This window comes from Bradyrhizobium sp. WSM2254, from assembly GCF_000472645.1.
Classification (GTDB): domain Bacteria; phylum Pseudomonadota; class Alphaproteobacteria; order Rhizobiales; family Xanthobacteraceae; genus Bradyrhizobium; species Bradyrhizobium niftali.
Genome location: NZ_AXAB01000013.1, coordinates 225,318 through 238,939, shown reverse-complemented (window position 1 = coordinate 238,939; position 13,622 = coordinate 225,318). Strand labels below are relative to the sequence as shown.

Sequence of the window (13,622 nt, the reverse complement as noted above, 5' to 3'; positions counted from 1 at the left end):
GTATCTTCTGGTCGAGCGAATGCAGGAGATGGTCATGCCGAATTCCAGCGGATTGCGGATATCTCGCCTCGCGATCGCAGCAAGCCTTGTGCTCGGCGCGAGTTCGGCGATTGCCGCACAGGGACCGGGCGTCGAGGCCGGCGCGGCGAGCCCGCTGACTCAGCTGGTGATGACGATCCTGGTCTATGGCGCGTCCGCAGCTGTCGTCGGCGCCGGCCTGATCGGCGCGCTCCGCGGGAATTGAGGGGGCGTCAGCCCCGGCGCCAGTAGCAGCTCATATGCGGCACGATCACCGTGCCGCTGGGCCGGTATTCCTGCACATAGGTGGCGTTGCACTCGCGGACCGCATCGGGACCGGGATTGTAGCGCGGATAGACGCCGTCCGGGCTGTAATAGGGCGTGACGCGCAGGCGCGTCTGGGGCCGCCTGCGCGGCGGCGGGGCGTCGGGCGAGACCGCCTGGGCCAGCCGGATGTCGGGGCCGGCCGTCTGGGCCTGGGCCGGGGTTGGGGCGCCGACAAAAAAAGTCGAAAACAACCCCATGCACAGTAGAACCGGTACTGCTGTTCCCGCCCGCATCACACCACCACCGACCTGAGCCATCCCCTTGATGCGTCGTACGCTCCTCGTTTTCACGCGCGACGTCAACGCTCGATCTTATAAAGCGGGATGCAACGCCGCAAAACCCACGCTAAGAGAAGTCCATGTGGACGGAATTGAAGGCCCCCTCGCTGGCCGAGATGGAAGCGGTGGCCCACGAATTGTTCGAGCGCCTGCCGGCGGAGTTTCGCGGGCTGTGCGAGGGCGTGATCATCCGCGTCGACGACTTCCCGACCGATGAGGTCCTGGACGAGATGGACTGCGAGAGCGAGTTCGACCTGCTCGGCCTGTTCCAGGGCGTCGGCCTGCCCCAGCAGAGCTTTGGCGACGTGGCGCGGCTGCCCAACATGGTCTGGCTCTACCGCCGGCCGATCCTGGATTACTGGGCCGAGCACGACGAGACCCTCGGCCATATCGTCCGCCACGTCCTGATCCACGAGATCGGCCACCATTTCGGCCTTTCGGACGACGATATGGCGGCGATTGAGGCCCAGGAAACGGGTCAAGCAGACTAGATCTGCCGAATTCGGCCTAGGATTCGGCCCCCGATCGCGATAAATACCTGTTCCCCCTAGACCACCCGGGAAAGCGCAACCATGGACAAGTTCACTACGCTGGAAGGCGTCGCGGCGCCGCTGAAGATCATCAATGTCGACACCGACATGATCATTCCGAAGCAGTACCTCAAGACCATCAAGCGCACCGGCCTTGGCAAGGGGCTCTTCTCCGAGCAGCGCTACAAGGACGACGGCAGCGAGAATCCGGATTTCGTCCTCAACCAGCCGGCCTATCGCAATACGAAGGTGCTGGTCGCTGGCGACAATTTCGGCTGCGGCTCGAGCCGCGAGCACGCGCCCTGGGCGCTGCTCGACTTCGGCATCCGCTGCGTGATCTCGACCTCGTTCGGCGACATCTTCTACAACAACTGCTTCAAGAACGGCATTCTGCCGATCCGCGTTGCCCAAGAAGACCTCGACAAGCTGTTCGACGACGCCGAGCGCGGCGCCAACGCGACGCTGACGATCGACCTGCCGAACCAGGAGATCCGCGGCCCCGACGGTGGCAAGGTCAAGTTCGAGATCGACCCGTTCCGCAAGCACTGCCTGATCAACGGCCTCGACGACATCGGCTTGACGATGGAGAAGAAGGCCTCGATCGACACCTATGAGGACAAGCTCAAGCGCGAACGCGCCTGGGCCTGAGCTCAGATTTTCGTTCGAGCCCCGGTGCTGACAGCGCCGGGGCTTTTTCTTTGTCCTGATTATCCCCTGTTGTTTGAGCATGATCTTTTCGGAAAACCGCTGCACACTTTTCCGGATCATGCTCTAAGCTTCCGGCCATGCTGCCCGACATCGTCACCTTCTGGCACGGCCCGATGGACGCCCTGCGCCAGACCTGCCTGCGCTCGCAGTTAGCTGCCGGCCACAAGGTCACGGTCTACAGCTTTGACACCATTCCCGGCCTGCCTGCGGGCGTCGGCAATGCGGATGCCGAAGCGATCCTGCCGCACGCGTTCTCCGAACGATTGCGGCCGCCGCAGCCCGACGGAAGCTGGCGCGACTGGACCACGCTTCAGTTCAGCGACTTCTTCCGCATGAAGCTGATGGCGAAGGGCCTCGGCCTCTGGCTCGATGCCGACGTGCTGCTCTTGAAGCCCGTCGAGATCGATCCGGCAAAGCCCTACTTCGCCTGGGAGCGGCCGCGCCAGCTCGGCAATTCCGTGATCTACCTGCCGCCCGGGCACGGCATCGTTGCCGCCTTCGAAGAGCTGATGGAGCAGGAGGAGCTGACGCCGAACTGGCTGTCAGTGCGCCATCGCATCACCTTCATGATGCGCCGCCTGCGCGGCGGCTCGAACCGCCTCTCGGACATCCGTGTCGCGATCTTCGGACCTGCGGCGCTGACTGCACTGGCGCGCCGCACCGGCGAGCTGAGCCGCGCACTGCCGAAGCAGTCGTTCTACGCCGTGCACGCCGAGCCGAAGCTGTTCTTCGATCCCTCGAGCTATCTCGGCCTCGTCACCGACCCCGAGATCATCGGCCTGCACATCTCGCCCAAGGGCCGCGGTGGCGAGAAGCCGATCCCGGGCAGCCTTTATGCCTGGGCGACGGAAAGGTTTGCGTAGCCGCCAATTCTCCGCTGTCGTCCCGGCGAAAGCCGGGACCCATAACCACAGGGAGTGGTTTGGCGAAGACTCTCAGTTCGGTACTGCGACCGTCCACGCATGAATAATCACGCGGTATGGGTCCCGGCTTTCGCCGGGACGACGGCGGTGGTCATTCACGCTGCAGCGCGTCCGGGACACGCGAGCTGAATTTGATCCAGCGCAACGCGCTCCTGCACCATTGTGCCTAATCTCGCTCCAATTCCACGACCCAAACGGAGCCTCGCATGAGCACCGCAAGCAGGCCTTATCCCATCGTTCAGGATCTCATCGAATCCTTTGCGAGCTGGCTGAAGCATCGCCGCGAGATGAACGAGATGCGGCAGCTCGATCGCGCCGATTTCGACCGAATCGCGAGCGATCTCAGGATCGCGCCGGACGATCTCGAAGAGCTGGTCCGTCATGGCAAGCACGCCGCAGATGAACTGCCGAAGATGCTGGAGCAGCTCGGCATCAACGCCGAAGGGCTCGGCCGCGCACAGCCCTTGCTGCTCCGCGACATGGAGCGGGTCTGCTCGCTCTGCGATCACAAGGGGCAGTGCGACCGCGATCTCGCCGACGGCACCGCCGCGGAGAACTATCATGGCTATTGCGGCAATGCCGCGACGCTGGAATCGCTCGATCGCGCCGACCTCGCGCCGCGTTGACGCGGCGCGGATTGCAACGAAGACTATCCGTTCAACATCGATAGAGCCGTGCGCGCGAGATCGGCTGGCCGCTCCACCAATTGGTCCGCGCCGGCCGCCTCCAGCTCATCCCGGCTGCCATATCCCCAGAGCACGCCAAGCCCGCGCATCGTGACCGCATGAGCGCCGACGATGTCGTGGCGGCGATCGCCGATCATGAGGCTGTGCGAGGCGGCGATGCCGTATTCAGACAGGATATGGGCGAGTAACTCAGGCTTATGATCGAGCGTGCCGCCCGGCACCGAGCCGTGGATGCCGTCGAAATACACCGCCAAATTCAGGTTCTCCAGGATCCGTCGCGCGAAGACTTCGCGCTTCGATGTCGCAAGGTAGATCCTCAGTCCGGCTTGCCTCCATTCCTGGAGCGCTCCGCCGATTCCAGGATAGGGCTCGCTTCCGAGCAAGCCGCTTTCACCGTAGTGCTGACGGTAGGCGACGACGGCTTCATCGATCCGGTCGTCGCCATATGCCTGTAGCAGCGTCCGCAAGCTGTCTTCGAGTGGTGGACCGATCGCTATGTCAGGTGCCTTGCCTGGATCGTGCCCGAGCACACGCAATGCGGCTGTGCAGCTTGCGACAATGCCCGGCCGCGAATCGATCAGCGTTCCGTCGAGATCCAGAAGGACGGATCGGGTCGGGGACACACCTCAGCCCTTGCTCATCGCGGCGATCGCGTCCGCGATCTCGATCGTTCGGCGCGCCATGTCGGCGTGCAGGCGTTCCACCATCGCGCCATCCAGACGGATCGCGCCGCGCGAGACGTTCTCGGGCAATTCGAACGCCGCGATGATTTTTCGCGCGCGCGCGACTTCCTCTTCCGGCGGCGTGAAGATCGCGTTGCAGGCTTCGATCTGCGAGGGATGGATCAGCGTCTTGCCGTCGAAGCCGAGGTCGCGGCCCTGCGCGCATTCGGTGGCAAACCCGTCGGAATTGTTGATGTCGCTGTAGGGGCCATCGAGGATTTCGAGGCCGGCGGCGCGTGTCGCCAGGATGCAGTGGGTGATCATCGGGATCATCGCGGCGCGGCCGGGCATCATCTTGATGCGCGTCTCGCGCGAGATGTCGTTGGGGCCGAACACGAAGCCCGAGAGACGCGTCTTCGGATCGCGGCCGGCGGTCGCCAGCTCCTCGGCATGCAGCACCGCGCGCGCGGTCTCGATCATGGCCCAGACCTTCACGGTCGGTGCGGCGCCGAGCTCGGCGAGGTGATGGCCGATGGTCTGGAGATCTTCGACGCTTGAAACTTTTGGAACCAGAATGCCGTCAGGCGATGCCTTGGCCGCCATCGCGATGTCATCCGCCCACCAGGGCGTGTCGAGACCGTTGGTCCGGATCAGGACCTCGCGCTTGCCGAACCCCTTGGCCGCGATCGCGGCGGCGATTCCGTCGCGCGCCACCGCCTTGGCGTCAGGGGCCACGGAATCCTCGAGATCGAGGATCAGTCCGTCGGCGGCCAGATTCTGCGCCTTTTCCAGCGCGCGGGGGTTGGAGCCGGGCATGAACAGATGGCTGCGGCGCGGGCGGGTCATGCGAATGGTCCTTCCGGTTTCCTCGTAGCTCTTCTGACCTGAGCCGATAGCACCTGGCATGCCTATTCGAAAGGCTTGTTCGCCCCTGCGGTCTATGATTAGGCATAGGCCATGATCACATTCCCAGAGCATTTGCTGGAAGGCTACAGGGCCTTCGCCACCCAGCGGCTGCCGACCGAGCAGACCCGCTATCGCGAGCTGTCGGTGAAGGGGCAGTCGCCGGAAGTGATGGTGATCGGCTGCTGCGACAGCCGCGTCTCGCCTGAGGTGATCTTCGACGTCGGCCCGGGCGAATTGTTCGTCGTCCGCAACATCGCAAATCTGGTGCCGGTGTATCAGCCCGACGGCAACGCGCATGGCGTCTCGGCGGCGCTGGAATATGCGGTGAAGGTGCTGAAGGTGAAGCACATCGTGGTGCTCGGGCATGCGCAATGCGGCGGCATCCGCGCCTTCGTCGACAAGATCGAGCCGCTCACCCCCGGCGACTTCATCGGCAAATGGATGCAGATGTTCATCAAGCCGGGCGAGGTGGTCGAGCAGCGCGACCGCGAGACCATGGCGCAGTTCGTCGAGCGCATCGAGAAGGCCGCGGTGTTCCGCAGCCTGGAAAACCTGATGACCTTCCCGTTCGTGCAGAAGGCGGTCGATGCCGGCCAGATGCAGACCCACGGCGCCTATTTCGGCGTCGCGGAGGGATCGCTGTTCGTGCTGGACAAGGTCGCGAAGGAATTCCGGAACGCTCGCGGCGAGGCTTGAGCGGTTTCGTATACTGCCGCATCAAACGAGATCGTCGTCCCGGACAAGCGGAGCTCTTGGCAACGCGCAGCGTTGTCCAGAGCGGAGCGCAGATCCGGGACCCATAACCCCAAGCTTACATTGTCGCGCGACCTGACAAACCACGAGTCTTCGCCAAACCACTTCCTGCGGCTATGGGTCCCGGATCTGCGCGCGCTTTTGGCGCGCTTGTCCGGGACGACGAGAGGCGTGGGCGAAGGCTTACGCCGCCTTCTTCTTCGCGCTGATCAGCTTGCGGTTGATCAGCACTTCCGCGATCTGGATCGCGTTGAGGGCTGCGCCCTTGCGAAGGTTGTCCGACACGCACCACAGCACGAGGCCGTTCTCCACCGTGGCGTCCTCGCGGATGCGGCTGATATAGGTGGCGTCCTCGCCGGCCGCTTCATAGGGCGTGGCGTAGCCGCCGGGCTCATGCTTGTCGATGACGAGACAGCCGGGCGCCGTGCGCAGGATGTTGCGCGCTTCATCGGCGCTGATCGGATTCTCGAACTCGATGTTGACGGCCTCGGAGTGGCCGACGAAGACAGGCACGCGTACGCAGGTCGCGGAGAGCTTGATCTTGGGATCAAGAATCTTCTTGGTCTCCATCATCATCTTCCACTCTTCCTTGGTGTAGCCGTCCTCCATGAAGACGTCGATCTGGGGGATGATGTTGAAGGCGATGCGCGCGGGAAACTTCTTATTGACGATCTCGCTGTTGGTGTAGACGGCCTTGGTCTGCGAGAACAATTCGTCCATCGCGTCCTTGCCGGCGCCCGACACGGATTGATAGGTCGAGACCACGACGCGCTTGATGGTCGCCTTGTCGTGCAGCGGCTTCAGCGCGACCACGAGCTGCGCGGTCGAGCAGTTCGGGTTGGCGATGATGTTCTTCGTCTTGAAGCCCGCGGTCGCATCCGCGTTCACCTCGGGCACGATCAGCGGCACGTCCGGGTCCATGCGCCAGGCCGAGGAATTGTCGATCACGACCGTGCCGGCGGCGCCGATCTTCGGCGACCATTCCTTCGACACCGAGCCGCCCGCCGACATCAGGCAGATGTCGACGTCGGAGAAGTCGTAATGCTCGAGCGCTTTGACCTTCAGGGTGCGGTCGCCATAGGAGACCTCGACGCCGACGCTGCGGCGTGACGCGAGGGCCACGACCTCGTCCGCGGGGAATTTGCGCTCATCGAGGATGTTGAGCATTTCCCGTCCGACATTGCCGGTCGCGCCGACGACTGCGACTTTGTAACCCATCGTTCACTCTCCGATGAAAAAGCCCGTTCCCGAAGCTGACGCTTAAACAGGAAGAGCAGCGCTTCTATGCGAGAACCGGCCTCAAGACAACGTTGGACCATGCCCGAAGGCCATGGATGCACCCGCCTGAGGCCAGCACGGCCGCAACTCCTACCCAGATCCATCTGACGCTTGCCAATTTCGCCGACGAGGTCGTCGGCACGCTGGCGCGCCTGTTCGCCTATGTGGGGACGCTGGTGCTGTTTGCCATCCTCGGCCTTGCGGCATTAGCTCAGCTCCCGAGCCTGCGCGACGATGAGCCCGCGGAGAAATCAGGCTGGAGCATCGCCGACCGCTCGCACCCGGCCTTCGCCCTCAGCCGGCTCGATTCATCAGAGAAAACAGCCTCTTATACCATCCTCCGGCATCCCGAAGGTGGCCGCCGGGACGTGATGCGCTGGACGGGCGAGGCGGACAAGCCGGTGGCCGAGCTCGAGATTTACCGGGAGGGCGGCGAATTCGACGTGGCTCGCCCGGCGACCGCAGACCTCGCCGTTCAGATGGGCTTCGACGCGGCCGCCCGGCTCGAGCAGGCCGGGCTGATCGACACGAAATTCGGCCCGGTCGCCCTGTTCCGGCCGACCGGCATGGCGCAGGCATGCCTTGGCTATCTCAAGCGCAGCGAGGAGCCGGCGCTCCAGATCTCCGGCTTCTCCTGCCATGGCGATACGCTGCCCACCCGGCGCGCGGCCATCGCCTGCACGCTGAACCGGCTGACGCTGCTCACCTCGGGCAACGAGCCGAAGCTGGCGGAATTCTTCGCCCGTGCCGAGCTCAAGCGCAGGGGTTGCGACCCCCAGGGCGCGCCGGACTGGCTGCTGGGCGCCGCGAACGCGCAATTGCGCGGAGCGCTTTGACCGGCATCAAGCTCAAGTGGCTGGTATTCATGCAACTTTTGCCGGCGCGCACGATTATTCCGCTCTGGTGTGACCCAATAGACCTAGTTGCGGCCACCCCGACCGGGCTAGTATGGGTCGAAATCGACTGGCGGCTTGCCGCCTGAAGGGGACGTGATGAGCTCGAAATTTTCTGCCGCGAACAAATTGGCGACATTGCTTGCGGCGGGCGCCGCGATTGCCATGGTCTTCGCGGCGCCGGCCTCGGCCGACACCAAGATCAAGCGCTATGACGATCGCGGCCGGCCGTATTATGGCCCGAGCGGCCCCAACACGGTCTATCAGCAGGGACGCACCCGCATCTATGTGAGCAAGCGCTCCTGGCTCGACGGCGGCACCGAGGTCAATCCGGGCGATCGCAAGTTCACCGACTATGCCTTCCCGCCGGCGGTGGGCTATCCGTCCTTCGCCCGCGAGAACCTCAACCGCCCGATCGATCGCCAGCCGCTGTCCCCGCCGGCCGACGTCGGCGGCTATCCGCAGAATTTCCCGCTGTACTGAGGCGGGCGCAGACACCGAATCAAAATGGCCGGGCTCGCGCCCGGCCATTTTTGTTTTTGGGAGATGGGTCCGCCTTACGCGTTGGCTGCCGGGTCGTAGCGCCTGCAAAATTCCTCGATCGCCTCGGAGCGGAAATCGGCGAGGCGCTCGAAGATGAACTCATCCGGCCAATCCCACCAGGCGATGCGACGCAGGCTCTCGGCGACGGCATCGTCGAAGCGTTTGCGGATAGGGCGCGCGGGAACGCCGCCGACGATGGTGTAGGGCTCGACATCGCGGCTGACGACTGCGCCTGCCGCGATCACCGCACCGTCGCCGACGCGCACGCCCGGCAGCAGGATCGCGGCATGGCCGATCCAGACGTCATTGCCGACGATCACCCGGTCGCCGCGGCGATCCGCGAAGAAGTCGCGGTCGCGCGTCGCGCTCGCCTCGTAATATTCCGGGCAATAGGTGAAGCGATGCTGGGACGGGCGGCCCATCGGATGGTTCGGCGCACCGATCCGCACCGAATTGGCGATCGCCGTGAACTTGCCGATTGCGGCATCGGCGACGTCGCAATTCTCGCCGAGATAGGAGTAGTCGCCGAGCGAGGCATATTCGATGCGCGTGTTGGCGAGGATCTCGCAGCGCCGCCCGATCTGCGCCTCGCGCCGGCGCACCGTTTCATGGATGATGGTTTCCGCGATCTTGGGGCGGGGTGAGGCATCCATGAGGTGGCTCCGATGAAGTCGTAGCCCGGGTGAGCGCAGCGATACCCGGGAACACTGCAGGCAAGGTCCCGGATGTCGCTTCGCTCATCCGGGCTACGATCAATCGCTTGGCTGTAGGGTGGGCAAAGGCGCGCTTGCGCCGTGCCCACCATCTTTCGACAATCGCGATAGAAGTGGTAGCCCGTCATTCCGGGGCGGCTCGAAGAGCCGAACCCGGAATCTCGAGATTCCCCGGTGCGCAATTGCGCACCTGTGGTCTGGTCCTTCGGACCATCCCGGAATGACAACGCTTGCCGTCAGGCGTGCAGCTTCTGCAATTCCTTCAGGATCGCTTCGCCCATCTGCGTGGTGGAGGCGGCGGTGGTGCCTTCCGACTTGATGTCGGCGGTGCGCAGGCCGCTCGCCGGCACGGCGGCGATCGCGGCATCGACCTTGTCGGCGAGCGCACCCATGTCGAAGGAGTAGCGCAGCGCCATGCCGAAGGACGAGATCATCGCGATCGGATTGGCGAGGCCCTTGCCGGCGATGTCGGGCGCCGAGCCGTGCACCGGCTCGTACAGCGCCTTGCGCTTCTTGCTCTTCACGTCGACCTCGCCGAGCGAGGCCGAGGGCAGCATGCCGAGCGAGCCGGTCAGCATCGCCGCGATGTCGGACAGCATGTCGCCGAACAGATTGTCCGTGACGATGACATCGAACTGCTTCGGCCACTTCACCAGCATCATCCCGCCGGAATCGGCGAGCTGATGCTCGAGCGTGACGTCAGGGTATTCGCGCTTGTGGACCTGGGTCACGACCTCGTTCCAGAGCACGCCCGACTTCATGACGTTGCGCTTCTCCATCGACGTCACCTTGTTCTTGCGCTTCTTGGCAAGGTCGAAGGCGACACGGGCGATGCGCTCGATCTCATAGGTGTCGTAGACCTGGGTATCGATGGCGCGCTTCTGGCCGTTGCCGAGATCGGTGATGGTCTTGGGCTCGCCGAAATAGACGCCGCCGGTGAGCTCGCGCACGATGACGATGTCGAGACCCTCGACCGCCTCGCGCTTCAGGCTGGAGGCATCGGCCAGCGCCGGGTAGCACACGGCGGGGCGGAGGTTGGCGAAAAGGCCGAGATCCTTGCGCAGGCGGAGCAGGCCGGCTTCGGGGCGCACCTCGTAGGGAACGGCGTCCCACTTGGGACCACCGACCGCGCCGAAGATGATGGCGTCGGCGGCAAGCGCCTTGGCCATGTCGCCCTCGGAGATCGACACCTTGTGCGCGTCATAGGCGGAGCCGCCGACGAGGCCGGTATCGGTCTCGAATTTGGCGATCCCGGCCGAATTGAGCCAGTCGATCAGCCGCTTCACCTCGCCCATTACCTCGGGGCCGATACCGTCGCCGGGAAGCAGCAGCAGTTTGTGGGTCGCCATGGTCAGATCCTTCTCAATCCTCTCTCGTCATTCCGGGGCGCGAGCAAAGCGAGCGAGCCCGGAATCCATCAGGCCACGCAACAAGTGGTGGAATGGATTCCGGGCTCGCGCCAAAAGGCGCGCCCCGGAATGACGGCCGGCCGGAGTGCTAGAGCGGCGTTGCGCGCTTGGCAAGACACCATTGCCGCGCCGCGGCTGTGCAAGACCGGCAGGGCCTGCCACAGTGCGGGTCGCCGGAGTACCCCCTTGTGCACGCCCCTGACCGCCCCCTGCCCGACGCGCACCCCGCGCGGCTGATCCTGACCCTGTCGCTGGCGGCGACGGTCGGGCTCGGCATCGGCCGCTTTGCCTATGCGCTGGTGCTGCCCGACATGCGGGAGGACCTCGGCTGGTCCTACTCGGCGGCCGGTTTCATGAACACCATCAACGCCGTCGGCTACCTCGTGGGCGCGCTGGTGGCGTCCCGGCTGATCCAGCGAATCGGCTGGTCGGCCGCGATCCGCGGCGGAACCCTCGCCTGCCTCGCCGCGCTCGCCACCTGCGCGCTGACAGGCAATTTCGTGGCGCTGAGCCTTGCGCGCCTAGTGCTGGGCCTGGGTGCCGCGGCCGGCTTCGTCGCCGGCGGCGCCCTGGCCGCTTCGATTGCGCAGTCGCGCCCGGAGCGGGCGAATTTCCTGCTCAGCCTGTACTATGCCGGCCCCGGGATCGGCATTCTCGCCTCGGGGCTGATCGCCCCGTTCACGCTCCAGCATTTCGGGCCGGGCTCGTGGTGGCTGGTGTGGTGGGCGCTGACGCTGCTCTCGGCCGCGATGACCGTGCCTCTGTTCCTGATCCGTATCGAGAGCCGAGCGCGTTTCACGGAAGGCGGTCATGCCTCCTTCGCCATTCTCCCCGTGCTGATCTATCTCGCCGGCTACTTCCTGTTCGGCGCCGGCTACATCGCCTACATGACCTTCATGATCGCCTATGTGCGCGACGGCGGCGGTGGTGCCGCGGCGCAAGCCGCGTTCTGGAGCCTGATCGGCCTCAGTGCCTTCGTCACGCCGTGGGTCTGGCGCGGCGTCCTCGCGCTCGATCGCGGCGGGCTTGCCACCGCCATCATCCTCGGCACCAACGCGCTCGGCGCGGGCCTGCCGATGCTGGGACATTCGACCGCGTGGCTTGCGACCTCGGCCGTCGTGTTCGGCGTCGCCTTCTTCGCCGTCGTCGGCTCGACCACGGCCTTCGTCCGCTTCAATTATCCGCCCGAGGTGTGGCCGACCGCGATCGCGGCGATGACGATCTCGTTCGGCGTCGGCCAGACGCTGGGACCGATCGTGGTCGGCGCCATCACGGATGCGCTGGGGAGTCTCAGTTATGCGCTGAACGTCTCGGCGGCATTGCTGGCGCTTGGCGCGGTGGCGGCGCTGTGCCAGCGGAAGGTGGGGCCTTCATAGCCGCCATTCCGGGGCGCGCGTAGCGCGAACCCGGAATCCGGAGATTGTGGCACGAGATTCCGGGTTCTCGCTTCGCGAGCCCCGGAATGACTGCCTCAATCAGCTCCCGCTGAACGAATTATACCCCTGGTCTTCCCAATAGCCGCCCTTGTAGTCGTTGGTGACTTCCATCGAGACGACGTATTTCGGGTTCTTGAAGCCGAGCTTGGTCGGCACGCGGATCTTCATGGGGAAGCCGTAGGCGCGCGGCAGGATCTCGCCCGCGTATTTGAACGTCATCTGGGTCTGCGGATGCAGCGCGCTGCGCATGTCCAGAGGCGAGTTGTAGCCGTCCTTGTCGGCGCACTGGAACCAGACATATTTGGCGCGCGTGTCGGCGCCGATCAGCTTGAGGAAATCGCGCAGCGGCGTGCCGGTCCAGCTGCCGATCGCGCTCCAGCCCTCGACGCAGATGTGACGGGTGATCTGTGTGACCTGCGGCAACTTGTAGAGCTCGTCCAGCGTCCAGGACTTCTTGTTGTCGACCAGGCCGCGCACTTCGAGCTTCCAGTCCGCGGCCGAAACCTCCGGCGCGTCGTCGAGATCGTAGTAGGCGTTGAACGGAAACGGCTTCGTGATGGCGCTCTCGGGGAAGGTCGGCGCCAGCGCGTCGGGATTGAAGATGAAATCCTGCACGGCGTCGTTGAACTTCGAGACACTCTTCAGCATCTCCTCGGCGGAGGACGAGTCGATCACGTCGCAGCCGGTGAGCAGCGTCAGCGCGCCGAGGCTGGCGCCGCCCGCGATGAAGCGGCGGCGGGTGACATCCGGCATCGTCTTGATCGAGTCCTTGATCAGCAGCCGCTTGTCGACACCGGGGATCAGGAATGAACGCTTGGCCATGGCTGCTCTCCCTCAGCGACCGATGATCATCGCGCGCAGGCTCTTCGGCACCAGCAGCGCGAGGGCGACGTGGATGACAAGGAAGGCGCAGATCGCCGCCATGCAGAAGAAATGGACGTAGCGCGCGGTCGGATAGTCGCCGAACAGCGTCACCAGCCAATGCAGCTGCACCGGCTTCCACATCCCGAGGCCCGACAGCACGATGAGCACGCCGACCACGATGATGCCGGCATAGAGCACGCGCTGCACGTAATTGTAGACGGTGAGATCGTCATGGCCGAGCTTGAAGGTGAGCGCGGCCCTGACGTCGTGGAGCACGCCGGACGGCGTGATCGGCAGCAGCTTTTTGCGGAAGCGGCCGGTGGCGAAGCCCGTGATGAGATAGGCGAGGCCGTTGATCATCAGGAGCCACATCGCCGCAAAATGCCAGAGCAGGCCGCCGCCGAGCCAGCCACCAAGCGTGTACTCGCGCGGAAAACTGAAACCGAACAGCGGCGAGGCGTTGTAGATCTGCCAGCCCGACAGGATCATCAGGATCATGGCAAGGGCGTTGATCCAATGCGTGACGCGAACCCAGGCCGGCTGGATCACTTTGGCCGGGCTGGACCGGACCTGCTCGTCGGTGACTGTGAGGCTTGCCATGATGGTTTCGTCCTTGGATCGTCCCTTGGATCGTCTGTCGGGAATTATACGCCGGGCATTCCGTTTTCGTTACGCCCCGCCGAGCATCGAATCGA

17 protein-coding genes are annotated in these 13,622 nt (G+C 64.6%); 9 read left to right on the top strand and 8 right to left on the bottom strand.

From position 1 onward, the window contains the following. Positions 1–34 precede the first annotated feature (34 nt). Positions 35–244, top strand: coding sequence for a hypothetical protein (locus A3M7_RS49605; protein WP_198033729.1), 210 nt, complete (start codon positions 35–37; stop codon positions 242–244). Between the two features lie 7 nt (positions 245–251). Here A3M7_RS49605 and A3M7_RS0110700 read toward each other — a convergent pair whose 3' ends face one another. Further along, positions 252–542 (bottom strand): hypothetical protein, encoded by a 291-nt coding sequence (locus tag A3M7_RS0110700; protein WP_027543924.1) that lies wholly within the window; start codon positions 540–542, stop codon positions 252–254. Between the two features lie 161 nt (positions 543–703). Between A3M7_RS0110700 and A3M7_RS0110695 the strand changes: the two genes are divergently transcribed. From A3M7_RS0110695 to A3M7_RS0110680, 4 genes are all read left to right on the top strand, one after another. Continuing rightward, the gene (locus A3M7_RS0110695) at positions 704–1,114 is read left to right on the top strand and encodes a metallopeptidase family protein (protein WP_027543923.1); all 411 of its coding nucleotides are present in this window, start codon (positions 704–706) and stop codon (positions 1,112–1,114) included. Positions 1,115–1,195: 81 nt separating this feature from the next. Then, complete coding sequence (leuD, locus tag A3M7_RS0110690) at positions 1,196–1,801, top strand: 3-isopropylmalate dehydratase small subunit (RefSeq protein ID WP_027543922.1); 606 nt, start codon at positions 1,196–1,198, stop codon at positions 1,799–1,801. A 137-nt stretch (positions 1,802–1,938) separates the two neighbouring features. Beyond that, positions 1,939–2,724, top strand: a complete 786-nt coding sequence (locus A3M7_RS0110685; RefSeq protein WP_027543921.1) for a hypothetical protein — start codon at positions 1,939–1,941, stop codon at positions 2,722–2,724. Between the two features lie 266 nt (positions 2,725–2,990). Then, the gene (locus tag A3M7_RS0110680) at positions 2,991–3,410 is read left to right on the top strand and encodes a DUF6455 family protein (RefSeq protein WP_027543920.1); all 420 of its coding nucleotides are present in this window, start codon (positions 2,991–2,993) and stop codon (positions 3,408–3,410) included. A 23-nt stretch (positions 3,411–3,433) separates the two neighbouring features. Here A3M7_RS0110680 and A3M7_RS0110675 read toward each other — a convergent pair whose 3' ends face one another. Next, complete coding sequence (locus A3M7_RS0110675) at positions 3,434–4,093, bottom strand: HAD family hydrolase (protein ID WP_027543919.1); 660 nt, start codon at positions 4,091–4,093, stop codon at positions 3,434–3,436. A 3-nt stretch (positions 4,094–4,096) separates the two neighbouring features. Beyond that, positions 4,097–4,978 carry a CoA ester lyase gene (locus tag A3M7_RS0110670; protein ID WP_027543918.1) on the bottom strand — a complete coding sequence of 294 codons (882 nt, stop codon included), beginning with the start codon at positions 4,976–4,978 and terminating at the stop codon, positions 4,097–4,099. Between the two features lie 111 nt (positions 4,979–5,089). Here A3M7_RS0110670 and A3M7_RS0110665 point away from each other — a divergent pair, with 111 nt between their 5' ends. Beyond that, positions 5,090–5,734, top strand: a complete 645-nt coding sequence (locus A3M7_RS0110665; RefSeq protein ID WP_027543917.1) for a carbonic anhydrase — start codon at positions 5,090–5,092, stop codon at positions 5,732–5,734. Between the two features lie 240 nt (positions 5,735–5,974). On the opposite strand, the gene A3M7_RS0110660 is transcribed toward A3M7_RS0110665, so the two are convergent. After that, positions 5,975–7,009, bottom strand: coding sequence for an aspartate-semialdehyde dehydrogenase (locus tag A3M7_RS0110660; RefSeq protein ID WP_027543916.1), 1,035 nt, complete (start codon positions 7,007–7,009; stop codon positions 5,975–5,977). 116 nt (positions 7,010–7,125) lie between these two features. On the opposite strand from A3M7_RS0110660, the gene A3M7_RS0110655 reads away from it, so the two are divergent. Together A3M7_RS0110655 and A3M7_RS0110645 are read left to right on the top strand one after the other, a co-directional pair. After that, complete coding sequence (locus tag A3M7_RS0110655; RefSeq protein WP_027543915.1) at positions 7,126–7,905, top strand: hypothetical protein; 780 nt, start codon at positions 7,126–7,128, stop codon at positions 7,903–7,905. Positions 7,906–8,061: 156 nt separating this feature from the next. Continuing rightward, complete coding sequence (locus A3M7_RS0110645; RefSeq protein WP_027543914.1) at positions 8,062–8,445, top strand: hypothetical protein; 384 nt, start codon at positions 8,062–8,064, stop codon at positions 8,443–8,445. Between the two features lie 74 nt (positions 8,446–8,519). Here A3M7_RS0110645 and A3M7_RS0110640 read toward each other — a convergent pair whose 3' ends face one another. After that, the gene (locus tag A3M7_RS0110640) at positions 8,520–9,158 is read right to left on the bottom strand and encodes a DapH/DapD/GlmU-related protein (RefSeq protein ID WP_027543913.1); all 639 of its coding nucleotides are present in this window, start codon (positions 9,156–9,158) and stop codon (positions 8,520–8,522) included. A 296-nt stretch (positions 9,159–9,454) separates the two neighbouring features. Beyond that, complete coding sequence (leuB, locus tag A3M7_RS0110635; RefSeq protein WP_027543912.1) at positions 9,455–10,567, bottom strand: 3-isopropylmalate dehydrogenase; 1,113 nt, start codon at positions 10,565–10,567, stop codon at positions 9,455–9,457. A gap of 248 nt (positions 10,568–10,815) precedes the next feature. On the opposite strand from leuB, the gene A3M7_RS0110630 reads away from it, so the two are divergent. Continuing rightward, a complete protein-coding gene (locus tag A3M7_RS0110630; protein WP_027543911.1) occupies positions 10,816–12,003 on the top strand; it encodes a YbfB/YjiJ family MFS transporter in 1,188 nt (395 codons plus the stop codon). A gap of 99 nt (positions 12,004–12,102) precedes the next feature. Here A3M7_RS0110630 and A3M7_RS0110625 read toward each other — a convergent pair whose 3' ends face one another. Both A3M7_RS0110625 and A3M7_RS0110620 read right to left on the bottom strand, forming a co-directional pair. Beyond that, positions 12,103–12,885 (bottom strand): molybdopterin-binding protein, encoded by a 783-nt coding sequence (locus tag A3M7_RS0110625; RefSeq protein ID WP_027543910.1) that lies wholly within the window; start codon positions 12,883–12,885, stop codon positions 12,103–12,105. 12 nt (positions 12,886–12,897) lie between these two features. Continuing rightward, positions 12,898–13,527 carry a cytochrome b/b6 domain-containing protein gene (locus A3M7_RS0110620; RefSeq protein ID WP_027543909.1) on the bottom strand — a complete coding sequence of 210 codons (630 nt, stop codon included), beginning with the start codon at positions 13,525–13,527 and terminating at the stop codon, positions 12,898–12,900. Positions 13,528–13,622: the final 95 nt, after the last annotated feature.

Excerpts from the sequence above, each read along its gene's own strand:
- A3M7_RS49605 (WP_198033729.1), top strand. The coding sequence starts at position 35 with ATGCCGAATTCCAGCGGATTGCGGATATCTCGCCTCGCGATCGCAGCA.
- A3M7_RS0110700 (WP_027543924.1), bottom strand. The coding sequence starts at position 542 with ATGGGGTTGTTTTCGACTTTTTTTGTCGGCGCCCCAACCCCGGCCCAG.
- A3M7_RS0110695 (WP_027543923.1), top strand. The coding sequence starts at position 704 with ATGTGGACGGAATTGAAGGCCCCCTCGCTGGCCGAGATGGAAGCGGTG.
- leuD (WP_027543922.1), top strand. The coding sequence starts at position 1,196 with ATGGACAAGTTCACTACGCTGGAAGGCGTCGCGGCGCCGCTGAAGATC.
- A3M7_RS0110685 (WP_027543921.1), top strand. The coding sequence starts at position 1,939 with ATGCTGCCCGACATCGTCACCTTCTGGCACGGCCCGATGGACGCCCTG.
- A3M7_RS0110680 (WP_027543920.1), top strand. The coding sequence starts at position 2,991 with ATGAGCACCGCAAGCAGGCCTTATCCCATCGTTCAGGATCTCATCGAA.
- A3M7_RS0110670 (WP_027543918.1), bottom strand. The coding sequence starts at position 4,978 with ATGACCCGCCCGCGCCGCAGCCATCTGTTCATGCCCGGCTCCAACCCC.
- A3M7_RS0110665 (WP_027543917.1), top strand. The coding sequence starts at position 5,090 with ATGATCACATTCCCAGAGCATTTGCTGGAAGGCTACAGGGCCTTCGCC.
- A3M7_RS0110660 (WP_027543916.1), bottom strand. The coding sequence starts at position 7,009 with ATGGGTTACAAAGTCGCAGTCGTCGGCGCGACCGGCAATGTCGGACGG.
- A3M7_RS0110655 (WP_027543915.1), top strand. The coding sequence starts at position 7,126 with ATGCACCCGCCTGAGGCCAGCACGGCCGCAACTCCTACCCAGATCCAT.
- A3M7_RS0110645 (WP_027543914.1), top strand. The coding sequence starts at position 8,062 with ATGAGCTCGAAATTTTCTGCCGCGAACAAATTGGCGACATTGCTTGCG.
- A3M7_RS0110640 (WP_027543913.1), bottom strand. The coding sequence starts at position 9,158 with ATGGATGCCTCACCCCGCCCCAAGATCGCGGAAACCATCATCCATGAA.
- leuB (WP_027543912.1), bottom strand. The coding sequence starts at position 10,567 with ATGGCGACCCACAAACTGCTGCTGCTTCCCGGCGACGGTATCGGCCCC.
- A3M7_RS0110625 (WP_027543910.1), bottom strand. The coding sequence starts at position 12,885 with ATGGCCAAGCGTTCATTCCTGATCCCCGGTGTCGACAAGCGGCTGCTG.
- A3M7_RS0110620 (WP_027543909.1), bottom strand. The coding sequence starts at position 13,527 with ATGGCAAGCCTCACAGTCACCGACGAGCAGGTCCGGTCCAGCCCGGCC.